Source organism: Actinosynnema sp. NPDC023794 (assembly GCF_040639675.1).
Classification (GTDB): domain Bacteria; phylum Actinomycetota; class Actinomycetes; order Mycobacteriales; family Pseudonocardiaceae; genus Actinosynnema; species Actinosynnema luteola.
Map to the genome: position 1 here is coordinate 344,322 of NZ_JBFAFR010000005.1, position 11,627 is coordinate 355,948.

An 11,627-nucleotide genomic window follows, 5' to 3' on the forward strand; every position below is an offset into this window, starting at 1 on the left:
GTCGAGCGAGTCTAGTGCTGGCAGACTGGTGCCCGTGACCGCCGCCGAGCAGACCCTGGCCTCGACCTTCACCGGCCACCGCTCCCACCTGGTCGGCGTGGCCTACCGGCTCACCGGCAGCGTCGCGGACGCCGAGGACGCGGTGCAGGAGGCGTGGCTGCGGCTGACGGGTCTGAGCCAGGAGGCCCGGGCGGGCATCCGGGACCTGCGCGGCTGGCTGACGACCGTGGTGGGCCGGATCTGCCTGGACCGCCTGCGGTCGGCGGCGGTGCGGCGGGAGCGGTACGTGGGGCAGTGGTTGCCCGAGCCGTTGGTCACCTCGGGCGAGGACGACCCGTTGGACGCGGTGGTGCGCGACGACGGCGTGCGGCTGGCGGCGCTGGTGGTGCTCGACCGCCTCACTCCCGAGCAGCGGGTGGCGTTCGTGCTGCACGACGCGTTCAGCGTGCCGTTCGCGGAGATCGCCGACGCGTTGGGCTGCACGGTCGCGACCGCCCGTCAGCACGCCTCGCGCGGTCGCAAGGCGGCAGCCGACGCCGACCCGCCGCCGCGGGTGGCGCTGGAGGAGCAGCGCGAGGTGCTGGAGCGGTTCCTCCGGGCCCTGGCCACCGGCGACGTCGACGCGGTGGTCGGCCTGCTGCACCCGGACGTGGTGCTCGTCGGCGACGGCGGCGGCAAGGCCCGGACCGCGGCCCGCGTCATCAGCGGCGCGGACAAGGTGGCGCGCTTCATCCTCGGCCTGCTGCGCCGGTACGGCGACGTCGAGGGGCGACCCGCGCTGGTCAACGGCGACGTCGGGCTGGTGTTCGGCGCCCAGGGCGAGCTCACGCCGCGCGTCGAGGCGGTGGTGGTGAGGGACGGCAGGGTGGCCGGCGTGTACGACATGTCGAACCCGGACAAGCTCGGCCACGTGCCGTTCCCCGAAGCGCCCTGAGACCGGCTACGGCAGCGGCACCCGGCAGGCGTCACCCGAGGTGAACCCCTGGTCGGTGATGCCGAACGCCGAGTTGAACCGGCCGCGCTGGTTCTCCAGCGCGATCAGGTAGGTCAGCTCGACCAGCCCCCGGTGGCCCAGCCGTCGGTCGAGCTCGGCGACCTGCTCGTCGGTGACGGCGGTCGGGGTCTCGGTCATCGCGTCCGCGTAGGCCAGCGCGAGCTTCTCCAGCTCGGTGTACTTGTCCGAGGTCCGGTAGTCGTGGATCTCCTTGAGCCGGTCGACGTCCAGGCCCTCGTGCTTGATCAGCATGGTGCCGAAGTCGACGCACCACGAGCAGCCGAGCTTCACCGCGGTCAGGTAGACCACCAGCTCCCGCAACGACACGGGCAGCGTCCTGGCGGCCTTCTCCACCGCCATCTCGTGCCGCGCACTCGCCACGAACAGCCGCCGGTGGTGCGCGGCCACGGTGAACGGCTCCGGCACCGCCCCGAACCGCTTCTTGGCGAACCGGTAGGCGAAGCGCACCAGCGGGTTGGCCTGCTTGGTCGTGACGACCGGGATCCTGGGTGCCATGTGCCCTCCTCGTTTCGGGTCTTCACCCGGTGGACGAGGAGGGGCCTCAGGACGTGACAGTCACGGCTTGGCCACTTGGGCGAGGAAGTAGATCGCGCCCGTGTCGGCGTGCCGGACCAGCAGCAGGTAGGGCCGGTCGACGCGGACCGTGCGCGCGGTCTCCACCGGCACGAACGACGTCATCCGCATGACCACGGCGGTCGCCGCCGCGCCCTCGAAGCCCTGCTCGTCGAGCCGCAGCACGGCCTCGTGCACCACGTCGTCCACGTAGAGCCGCGGGTCGGGGCTCAACCCGGTCAGGTCCGCGCTCGTCGAGCTGAACATCGTGCGCACGCCGACCTGCTGCAACGACTCGGCGAGCGAGACGTTCACGGACAGGTCCAGCTTGGGCAGGAACAGCTCGATCCGCTCGGACTCCAACGCCTCCAGCACCCCGGGCACGCCACCGGTGCCGCCCAGCTCGTCGTCCGGCAGCAGCACGACCGCCTCGACGCCGCCCCGCGCCGGCATCGCCACGGCCTCCCACCCGTCCCGCCGCGCGTACCGCATGGTGCCCTCGCGGCGCATGGTGGCGACCGCCCCCGCACCCCGGAACGGCAGGTCCGCGGTGTCGTGCTCGGGGAACTCCTCGACCCACGCGCACTTCAGGTACAGCGCGTTGACCAGCGTCGCGACCGTGTCCGCGGTGATCGCGCCGGCCGACAGCAACTCGGGGATCAACCCTCGGGTCGTCTCGGCCACGTCGGCGTTGATCAGCTTGCGGGAGCCCTCCGGGTCGTCCACGAACGGCGCGGAACGCGCCTTCGCGCCCGGCCACCCGGCCAGGTCGGTGAGGAACCCCTCGTTGAGCGGCAGTCCGTCCCACGCCCACAGGGTGTTGGCGACGGCGAACTCGGCGTCGTCGCCCACCACCGCGCCCTTGAGCACCTTGGCGTGGTCCGCGCCGAGCAGCGCGACCAGTTCGGCCTCCGTCTCGCCACGCGCCGCCTGCGCCGTCATGCCGAGCGCACTGGCCACCGAGTACGGCGACCAGCACGCGTTGCGCGTGCGGTCGGGCGCGACGGCGTCGTGGAGGGTGAGGGCGAACGTCAGGTGCGCTCGATCAGGCACAAGGTCTCCTTAACCGCTATGGGCTCGTCCGGGATCGGACGTTCGCCCGCGCCGCTCATCGGTCCGAGCGGCTGGGGGTGGCGTGGTTCGCGCACCCCGGCGGAGCCGTCGTCGCCGGGTTCGTCGTCCCACCCGTCGTACGGGAACTCGGCGCCGACGTGCACCGGGTCGCGGGTCGGTCTGCGCCACGGCCAAGGACGGCCTGGCGGTCTTCTGGACTCATCGGCCATGACGTCGAGTGTGCCACCGGTCACAGGGGTTCGGGGGCGACGTTCGCCAGCGACCGCCGCCACGCCACGGCCTGGGCGTCGGTGAGCGAGGCGACCTGGTCGACCACGACGCGCAGCCGTTCGGCGTCGGTGGCCGCGGCGGCCCAGGCGGGGTGGAACGCGGGGTCGAGCGTGTCCGGGGCCCGCATCAGCAGGAGGTGGACCAGGTCGGCGACCAGTTCGCGTTGCAGGGTCTGCATGGCCAAGCGCGACGGGTCGCTCATCACGTACCGGACCGCGACCGCCTTGAGCAGCGCCACCTCGGCCGCGACCCGGGGCGGCACGACCAGGTCGGCCTGGTAGCGGCTCAGCGGGCCGTCGCCGTGCACCTCGCGGGTCGCGCCGACGGCGGCGGACGCGAACCGGCCGACCAGCTCGCTGGTGAGCCGCTTCAACGCCACCTGCGCGCGCAGCGAGCCGTCGTACTCGGCCAGTTCGGCGATCACCGGCAGGCCGAGCAGCTCGGTGGCGGCGTCTTCGAGCACGGAGGTCGGCTCGTCGGAGAAGTGCTTGGCGGCCAGGCCCGCGATGGCGGCGCGTTCGGCCGGGTCGCCGAGGGCGGCCAGGCTGATCCGGTGCGCCAGCACGCCGTCCTCCACGTCGTGCACGGAGTAGGCGACGTCGTCGGCCCAGTCCATGACCTGCGCTTCCAGGCACCGCCGTCGATCCGGCGCGCCCTCGCGGACCCACTTGAACACGTCGAGGTCGTCGTCGTAGGCGCCGAACTTCACCATCCCGGGACGGCGGGTCCACGGGTACTTGGTGGCCGCGTCGAGGCACGCCCGGGTCAGGTTGAGGCCCTTGGCGGTCTTGGGTTCGAGCCGGGTCAGGATGCGCAGGGTCTGGGCGTTGCCCTCGAAGCCGCCGCACGACCCGGCCAGCTCGTCGAGCGCGCGCTCACCGTTGTGGCCGAACGGCGGGTGCCCGATGTCGTGCGCGAGGCCGGCGGTGTCGACCACGTCCGGGTCGCAGCCGAGCTCCTCGCCGATGCCGCGGCCGATCTGGGCGACCTCCAGCGAGTGGGTGAGCCGGGTGCGCGGCACGCCGGTCACCTCCGCACCCTCGCCGGGGCCGACCACCTGGGTCTTGCCCGCGAGCCGGCGCAGCGCCGCCGAGTGCAGCACGCGGGCCCGGTCGCGGGAGAACGGCGAGCGGCGCTCGGTGCGCGCGCCGGGCAGCACCGCTCCCTTGGGCAGCTCCGGGAGCAGCCGCGCGGAGTCGTGTGCGGTGTAGCCCTGACTCATCGGCCCAGGGTAAGCGACCTGACCGGCCGGCCGCGGAACCGGCGCGGCGTCGCCCCGGTCGACCGGCGCGTCGTTCCCGGGAGCCGGTCTCGCCTCAGAGCAGGATGCCGTCGAACGCGCCCGCCGGCGCCTTCATCAGGTGGTAGTAGAGCAGCGCGCCGGTCTCGCGGCGGATGTAGAACAGCTGCGTCTGGCGGGTCTGCACGTTCGGCCCGCTGCGGGTCGGCGACGTCCACGCGGACAGGCCCTCGTCCTCGGCCATCGTGCGCGCCCGCAGCGAGTGCCACGGGTCGCTGACGATCACGGCCGTGGTGAGCGACTTCTCGCGGGCGGCGGCGGCGAGCGCCCGGATGCTGCCCAGCGTGTCGGTGCCCTCGCCGACTTCGAGGATCCGGTCGGCGGGCACGTCGTGCGCCTCCAGCCACATCCGGCCGGCCTCGCCCTCGGTGAAGTTGTCGCCGGGCTGCCTGCCGCCGGTGGTGGCGATGTAGTTGACCACGCCCTGCTCGTACAGCCGGCGCGCGTGCTCCAGCCGTGCCTCCAGGACGTCGGACGGCACGCCGTTGAACTGGGCCGCGCCGAGGACCACGGCCATGTCGGCGTGGGCCCGGTCGTCCTCGCGGGCCACCTGCCACACGCGGAACGCCGTGCCGCCGACGACGAGGAGCCCGATCACGAGGCCGCCGAGGACGACGCGCGTGGCCAGCCTGCGGAGTCTCGGCAGGAACGTCACGCCGGGGATGATTCCACACCCCCGCGGGCGTGAGCGCTGCCAGGATCACCGACATGGGAGCAGACCAGCCGACGATCGTGGCGACCTCAGGTGGTTTCCGCGCCGGGCTACGCACCAACCTGGAGTTCCACCGACTCGCGCACCACGCCGTCGACCTGTCCGGCGTGCACGGCCGCAAACCTCGGCTGTGCCACATCGGGACGGCGGCGGGCGACCAGCGGTGGTTCAACGCGGACGTCTCCGAAGCCGGGCGGCTGGCGGGGTGGGACGTGTCGCACCTGAACCTGTTCACCATGCCGCCGACGACCGACGTCCCGGGCTTCCTCGGTTCGCACGACGTCGTGTGGGTCGGCGGTGGTTCGGTGGCGAACCTGCTGGCGGTGTGGGCGGTGCACGACCTGGGGTCGGCGCTGCGCGGCGCGTGGCAGGACGGCGTCGTGCTCGGTGGCGTGTCCGCCGGGTCGATCTGCTGGTTCCTCGGCGGCTCGACGGACTCGTTCGGCCCCGAGCTGCGCGTGATCACCAACGGACTCGGTTTCCTGCCCTACGGCAACGGCGTGCACTACGACAGCGAGCCGGCGCGGCGGCCGACGATCCACGCGGCGGTGGCGTCGGGCGTGCTGCCGGTGACGCACTGCACCGACGACGGCGCCGGGCTCGTCTACCACGGCGCCGAGCTCGTGGAGGCCGTGTCCGAACGGCGCACCGGCGGTGCGTACGTCGTGCGGCGTGACGAATCTTCAGGAACCGCACAGGAGGAATCGCTCGACGTCAGGCGGTTGTGAAACGGACCGTTGAGGTGTGGGAAGACGCTGGTGGGTGGTCGCGGTCGCGGTGATCGCGGGCGTGGTCGCGCTGGTGTGGCCGCGAGCGGCGGAGCGCACCGCGCAGGCGTCGTCGCACGTGCCCGCGAGCACCTCCGCGGAAACCCCGCACCCGGCCGCGCCACGTGCCGCCGAGGCACCTGCCCCGGACCTCTCGGCGGCGGTGGCGCGGGCGGTCGAGGCCGCCGGCGGTGTCGACCTCGGGCTGGCGGTCGTCGACCTCCGGACCGGTGCGGCGGCCGGCCACGACGCCGACGTCCCGTTCCGCTCGGCGTCGTTGAGCAAGCTGCTGGTGGCCGCGGACGTGCTGACGTCGGGCGAGGTCCCGGCGGCCGACCTCGACCGCCTGCGACGGGCGCTGAGCTTGAGCGACGACGACGCGATGAACGCGTTGTGGACGTTGCACGACGGCATGGGCGCGATCGACCGGGTGGCCGCGCAGGCGGGCCTGACCGCGACGCACGCCCCCGTCGACGCGTCCCAGTGGGGCGACGTGGAGATGTCGGCCGACGACGTCGCATCGCTCTACCGCCACATCGTGACCGACCTCCCGGACGCCGACCGGGACTTCGTCGTCACCGCCCTGTCGACCGCCTCCCCCACCGCCGCGGACGGCTTCGACCAGGCGTACGGCCTGCTCGCACCGGGCACCGACGCCTACGCCAAGCAGGGCTGGATGTGGTACCTGCCGGCGGACTTCCACCTGCACACGGCCGGCGTCGTCGCCGACCGCTACGCCGTGGCCGTCCTGTCGGTCCAGACGGGTGTGACCGAGCAGGCCGCGAAGGACCGCCTGACCGCCGTCACCGGCGCGCTGGCCACGGTGCTCATCCCCACCGGTTGAAGGTTCCACCTCGGTTCCCTGTGCTTTTCGACGAAAAGCCTCAAAAAGGACTTCAAAGTTACGCTTGAAGGTGTGAATGCCGAGGAAATGACGGAGCACATCAAGTCCTTTGCCGGTACCCGCGTGATGGAGGCGTACGGCGACACGTTCTTCCTCTACGACCCGGACGGCGACCTCCCGCCGGAGCGCCAGCTGCCGTTCGCGACGATCGTGACCGGCGACCACTACGAGCAGGTGTCCGAGTTGAGCGAGCCGGGGGCCTACCGGCTCAACATCGGGCTCACCAAAGCCACCTACACCGCCATGTTCGGCGCCGTGCCGACCGAGCGCGACGACCAGGGCGTGTTCGACACTGGTTTCGACTACGCGGAACGGGACCGCTTGATGCCGCACCCCGTCTACGCGTCGCAGCACTGGGTCTGCGTGGTGTCCCCGAGCGAAGCGACGCTCGACGACGTCCGGACCTTGCTCGCCGGGGCGCACGACTTCGCCGCGCGCAAGCACGCCAACCACGCCCGGCGGACGACGTCCTGAGGCCCCCGGCGCGGGATCGCCGCGCCGGGGGCTCGGCCGTCAGTCGGACACCGGGTGGATCAGCTCCACGCTGCCGCGTCTCGCGGCCCAGTGGTCGATCGCCTGGCCGCACGCCTGGTCGAGGTGGCGGACGCCGGTCAGGTCGACGCGGACGTGCTTGCTGTCCGGCACGGCCTCCAGGGTCTCCAGCAGGCCCGGCAACTTGAGGAACGTCGCGTTGCCGCGCACCGCCACGTGGTGGTGGTCCTCGCCGTGCGCGGTCACCGTGACGGTCAGGCGGGACATGTCCCAGGCCGTCTTGACCACCGCCGCCAGCAGGCCGGCGAGGGTGCCGGTGAGCAGGTCCGTCAGCACGATCAGGCCCGCGGTGAGCACCAGGACGGCGGCTTCCGCCCGGTGCGCGCGGGCCAGGGCCAGGACCTGCCTGAACGCCAGGAGCTTCCAGCCCGCCTGCACCAGCAGCGCGGCCAGGACCGCCAGCGGCACGTAGGACAGCACGCCCGGCAGCAGCACGACGAACACCAGCAGCCACACGCCGTGCAGCACGCGGGACAGCCGGGTGCGGGCGCCGGCGTCCACATTGGACGCGCTGCGCACGATCACGGCGGTCATCGGCAACGCGCCGAGCACACCGCACACCGCGTTGCCGACGCCCTGCGCCACCAGCTCCCGGTTGTACCTCGTGCGCGGCCCGCTGTGCATGCGGTCCACGGCCGCCGCGCTGAACAGGCTCTCCGCCGACGCCACCAGGGCGAACGTCAGCATCGCGCCCAGCACGCCGGCGTCCAGCAGGGAGAAGTCGACCAGGGCCACGACGTCGGTCAGCGGGCCGACCGAGATGCGCGGCAGCGGGAGCAGCGCGCCCACCGCCGAGGCGACCACGACGGCCACCAGCATCCCCGGCACGGCGCGCCACGGCGTGCGCTTCCACAGCCACACCACGACCAGCGTCAGCACGCCGACGGCCAAGCCGCTCAACCCGACCGCCGTCGTCAGCGCGGTCCGGACGAGGTCCGCCAGGCCCGCGAACTTCTCACCGGTCGTGGCGGGCTGGTCCTGCCCGCCGAACGGGTAGAGCTGGCCGAGCACGAGCACCAGGCCGATGCCCGCGAGCATGCCCTGGACGACGGCCGGCGAGATGGCGCGGAACCAGCGGCCCAGCCGCAGCAGGCCCAGGGCGATCTGGAGCAGGCCCGCGCCGAGCACGATGAGGCCGAGCGCGGCCGGGCCGTGCTCCGCGACGGTGTCCGCGACCAGCACGGTCAGACCCGCCGCCGGGCCGCTGACCTGCATGGTGCTGCCGGGCAGCAGGCCGACCACGAGGCCGCCCACCACGCCGGTGATGATGCCCAGCTCCGCCGGAACGCCGGAGGCGACGGCGATGCCCACGCACAGCGGGAGCGCCACCAGGAACACCACCAGCGACGCGCCGACGTCGGGCCAGAAGGTCGGCGGCGCCGGTCGTTCGGTCCGGGTGCTCACGTGCCGGCCCTCGGGTCGTGCACGGTGCGTGAGGTCGGTCGGGTGAAGGGTTCGGGCTCGCCCGCGGGCCCGCATCCCATTTTCCGGGAAACGCGAGGTGAATGCGCACGGGCGGGCCGGAGCCGTTGACGGAATTCCATTCGGTTTACCCCACTCGTCGTTGGTCGGACGATGCGATCTACTGGCGGTGGGGCGCCGATCAGTTCCGGAACACCTGTAGAGCCGACGGTGTCGTCCAGGAACGGAGGTGTTCTTCGCGGCCTCGTCCTACGGGCGGCGATGCGCTCACGGTAGCGCGGCGGGTCGTGCCGGGGACGTCGCGGTGAGGGCGCGCGGCTGGTCTGGCCGGCCACGATCGGGTGGACCAAGATCGTGGCTCGGGCCCCTTGCGACACTCGCGGGCGGGTTCTTCCTCCGAGCCGGCCGCGGTGTGGCCGACCGGGACGGCGCGGACGACGCCGACGTGGCCGAGCGGTGATGGTGCGAGCACGGCGACGAGCGCCAGGGCGATTGCGACGACAACGACACGCGCCATGACACCCCCCGATGAGCCGCGCCTGTGATCAAGTGTCACAAAGTCGGGTGACGTGAGGGTGAATCCGGAACCGTCTCCGCCCAATCGACCCGACATTCACTCGATGGTTCGTGACGCAGATCATCCACAGGAGCCTTCAATCACTGTGAGTGATCGAAATACCCTGTGTGAGGTGGAGACGGACACGCCAGCGGACATCGCCGCACAACTGCAAGCCGACCTTGAGCAGTACCCGGACGAGCGGGCGCAGATCCTGGTGGAGGCCGCCGAGGCGTGGCGCCGGGCCGGCGAGGACGAACGCGCCCTCGAACTGCTGGAGCAGGTCGTCGCCGAGGGCGGTGAGGACGCCGACGAGGCCCGCGTGGCGCTGGCCGACGTGCTGTTCGCCCTCGACCGCGTCGAGCAGGCCCGGGCCCAGCTCGACACCCTCCGGCGCGAGCGGCCGTCGTCACCGGCGCCGTACCACCTGGCGGCCGAGCTGCTGGAGGGACGCGGCGCCCTCGACGAGGCGCTGACCTGGTTCGGCATGGCCGTGTCCCGGTTGACCGAGGAGGAGCTGGCGCAGCGGTCGGGCGAGTTCGGGTTCGCCTCCTACGCCAACGCCGTCCTGGCCGGCCGGCGACGGGTGCGCCGAGCCCTGGGGATGCCCCCTGACGAGCTGGACGAGTCGGTCCGGTCCATGGAGGACCACGCGGAGGAGTTCGCCCGCGCCCTGACGCCGCGGACGTCGCCGGAGGAGGCGCGGGTGCTGTTCTGGCCTCGCGGCCAGATCACCCGCGCGCACGAGACCTGGCCGCAGGTGGTGCAGCACGCCGACGAGGACGTCGCCATCGCCGACCGCGAGGCCGCCAACCGCGAGCTGTCCGAGTCGGGCGTCGCCCGGATCACGCTGGTGCCGCTGACCGTCGACCGCCTCTCGGGCTTCGCGGCCAGGACGGGTGGCGACCCGGCCGACGAGCAGACCCGCCTGGCGTGCCTGGCGGAGATCGTGGAGGAGGGCGGCACGATCGCCTGGCCTCCCGCCCGCAACGCGCCCTGCTGGTGCGGCTCGGCCGCCAAGTACAAGAAGTGCTGCGGCCGTCCTGGCCGGTGAGGCACGGCCTAGTGGACGGCCGCGAGGGTGAACGACAGGGCGGCGGCGACCGAGAGCAGTGCCCGGAGGTGGTTCATGGGCACCCACTCGCGGAGGCAGCGGGTCCAGTACTCGGTCGTGCCGCGCTGTTCGAGCTCGTTGTTGCGCGGGATGTGGAACGCGCCCGTGAGCACGATCCCGCCGAGCACGTAGAGGGCCGCGCCCGCCCAAGCCCACGGGTCGCCCTCGAACGCCGCGACCACGCCGACGACCGCCGTGCCGAGGAAGACGCCGATGAACGCGGGGTTCACCACGGCGAGGTTGATCGCCCGCATGGCGGCGACGCCGACCGCGGGCTCGGCCCGCCGCAGGCCGGGCATGACCATCGCGGAGAACGCGAAGAAGACTCCAGCCATCATCCCGCAGCCGAGGGCCGCGATGATCGTCACCGTGGGGAACATGGCCCCAGTCAAGTCGACGGGCCCTGGACTTTCCATGGCTTGGCGCCTCGATCGCATACGCGAGCGTCTTAGGCTGGCGGCCGTGGACGTTCTCGCCGGGCTGCTGGACGGGCCGCGCGCCCGTGGCGCGTTCCTCATGCGCACCGTCCTGGACCCGCCGTGGTCGCTGCGCATCGAGGACCGCGCGCCGTTGACCGTGGTGGCGATGGTGCGCGGCGACGGGTGGTTGCTGCCGCACGACGGCGATCCCGTGCCGCTGGGCTCCGGCGACGTGGCGGTGCTGCGCGGGCCCGACCCGTACGCGTTGGCCGATGACCCGGCCACGCCCGTGCAGGCGGTGGTCCACCCCGGCGAGATCACCACCACGCCGGACGGCGCCGCGCTGTGCGAGCAGTGGGGCTTGGGCGTGCGCACGTGGGGCGCGAACCCCGACGGGTCGGTGGTGATGCTCAGCGGCACGTACCAGTTGCACGGCGAGGTGAGCCGACGGCTGCTGTCGGTGCTGCCGCCGTTCCTCGTGGCGCCGCGCGCGGAACTGCCGCTGGTGCCGCTGCTGGCCGACGAGATCACCCGCGACGAGCCGGGCCAGGAGGCGGTGCTGGACCGCTTGCTCGACCTGCTGCTGATCTCCGTGCTGCGGTCGTGGTTCTGCCGTCCGGAGGCGGAGACGCCGACCTGGTACTCGGCGCACGCCGACCCCGTGGTGGGGCGGGCGCTGCGCCTGCTGCACGGCGACCCGGCGCGTCCGTGGACGGTGGGCGCGCTGGCCGAGGCCGTCGGCGTGTCCCGGGCTGCGCTGGCCAGGCGGTTCACCGAACTGGTCGGCGAACCGCCGATGGCCTACCTGACGGACTGGCGCCTCACCCTGGCCGCCGACCTGCTGCGCGAACCGACCGCCACGGTCGCCGCGGTGGCCCGCCAGGTGGGCTACAGCACCGCGTTCGCGCTGAGCACGGCGTTCAAGCGGGAACGCGGTGTGAGCCCGTCCGAGCACCGCGCGGGCGCGTGA

Annotated in this window: 13 protein-coding genes; 6 read left to right on the forward strand and 7 right to left on the reverse strand. The window is 72.8% G+C overall.

The window, feature by feature from the left end; all coding sequences use genetic code 11:
• Positions 1 to 25 precede the first annotated feature (25 nt).
• Positions 26 to 934, forward strand: coding sequence for a sigma-70 family RNA polymerase sigma factor (locus tag AB0H12_RS15340; RefSeq protein ID WP_499623547.1), 909 nt, complete (start codon positions 26 to 28; stop codon positions 932 to 934).
• Between the two features lie 6 nt (positions 935 to 940).
• Here AB0H12_RS15340 and AB0H12_RS15345 read toward each other — a convergent pair whose 3' ends face one another.
• From AB0H12_RS15345 to AB0H12_RS15365, 5 genes are all read right to left on the reverse strand, one after another.
• A complete protein-coding gene (locus AB0H12_RS15345; protein ID WP_499623514.1) occupies positions 941 to 1,510 on the reverse strand; it encodes a carboxymuconolactone decarboxylase family protein in 570 nt (189 codons plus the stop codon).
• A gap of 60 nt (positions 1,511 to 1,570) precedes the next feature.
• Complete coding sequence (locus tag AB0H12_RS15350) at positions 1,571 to 2,620, reverse strand: serpin family protein (protein ID WP_499623515.1); 1,050 nt, start codon at positions 2,618 to 2,620, stop codon at positions 1,571 to 1,573.
• Positions 2,599 to 2,850 carry a hypothetical protein gene (locus tag AB0H12_RS15355; protein ID WP_230566846.1) on the reverse strand — a complete coding sequence of 84 codons (252 nt, stop codon included), beginning with the start codon at positions 2,848 to 2,850 and terminating at the stop codon, positions 2,599 to 2,601. The genes AB0H12_RS15350 and AB0H12_RS15355 overlap by 22 nt, the downstream gene beginning before the upstream one ends.
• Before the next feature lie 20 nt (positions 2,851 to 2,870).
• Positions 2,871 to 4,133, reverse strand: a complete 1,263-nt coding sequence (locus AB0H12_RS15360; RefSeq protein WP_499623516.1) for a deoxyguanosinetriphosphate triphosphohydrolase — start codon at positions 4,131 to 4,133, stop codon at positions 2,871 to 2,873.
• A gap of 94 nt (positions 4,134 to 4,227) precedes the next feature.
• Positions 4,228 to 4,866, reverse strand: a complete 639-nt coding sequence (locus AB0H12_RS15365; RefSeq protein WP_230566848.1) for a YdcF family protein — start codon at positions 4,864 to 4,866, stop codon at positions 4,228 to 4,230.
• Between the two features lie 53 nt (positions 4,867 to 4,919).
• On the opposite strand from AB0H12_RS15365, the gene AB0H12_RS15370 reads away from it, so the two are divergent.
• The 3 genes from AB0H12_RS15370 (at position 4,920) to AB0H12_RS15380 (ending at position 7,068) form a co-directional block, all read left to right on the forward strand.
• On the forward strand, positions 4,920 to 5,651 hold the full coding sequence (locus AB0H12_RS15370; RefSeq protein ID WP_499623517.1) for a Type 1 glutamine amidotransferase-like domain-containing protein: 732 nt from the start codon (positions 4,920 to 4,922) through the stop codon (positions 5,649 to 5,651).
• Positions 5,652 to 5,667: 16 nt separating this feature from the next.
• Positions 5,668 to 6,534: a serine hydrolase gene (locus AB0H12_RS15375; RefSeq protein WP_499623518.1), complete on the forward strand. Its 867-nt coding sequence runs from the start codon at positions 5,668 to 5,670 to the stop codon at positions 6,532 to 6,534.
• A 72-nt stretch (positions 6,535 to 6,606) separates the two neighbouring features.
• Positions 6,607 to 7,068: a DUF6194 family protein gene (locus AB0H12_RS15380; protein WP_499623519.1), complete on the forward strand. Its 462-nt coding sequence runs from the start codon at positions 6,607 to 6,609 to the stop codon at positions 7,066 to 7,068.
• Between the two features lie 39 nt (positions 7,069 to 7,107).
• Here AB0H12_RS15380 and AB0H12_RS15385 read toward each other — a convergent pair whose 3' ends face one another.
• Positions 7,108 to 8,550, reverse strand: coding sequence for a SulP family inorganic anion transporter (locus AB0H12_RS15385; protein ID WP_499623520.1), 1,443 nt, complete (start codon positions 8,548 to 8,550; stop codon positions 7,108 to 7,110).
• 707 nt (positions 8,551 to 9,257) lie between these two features.
• Here AB0H12_RS15385 and AB0H12_RS15390 point away from each other — a divergent pair.
• Positions 9,258 to 10,178 carry an SEC-C domain-containing protein gene (locus tag AB0H12_RS15390; protein WP_499623521.1) on the forward strand — a complete coding sequence of 307 codons (921 nt, stop codon included), beginning with the start codon at positions 9,258 to 9,260 and terminating at the stop codon, positions 10,176 to 10,178.
• An 8-nt stretch (positions 10,179 to 10,186) separates the two neighbouring features.
• Here AB0H12_RS15390 and AB0H12_RS15395 read toward each other — a convergent pair whose 3' ends face one another.
• The gene (locus AB0H12_RS15395) at positions 10,187 to 10,618 is read right to left on the reverse strand and encodes an anthrone oxygenase family protein (RefSeq protein ID WP_499623522.1); all 432 of its coding nucleotides are present in this window, start codon (positions 10,616 to 10,618) and stop codon (positions 10,187 to 10,189) included.
• Between the two features lie 82 nt (positions 10,619 to 10,700).
• Here AB0H12_RS15395 and AB0H12_RS15400 point away from each other — a divergent pair, with 82 nt between their 5' ends.
• On the forward strand, positions 10,701 to 11,627 hold the full coding sequence (locus AB0H12_RS15400) for an AraC family transcriptional regulator (RefSeq protein ID WP_499623523.1): 927 nt from the start codon (positions 10,701 to 10,703) through the stop codon (positions 11,625 to 11,627).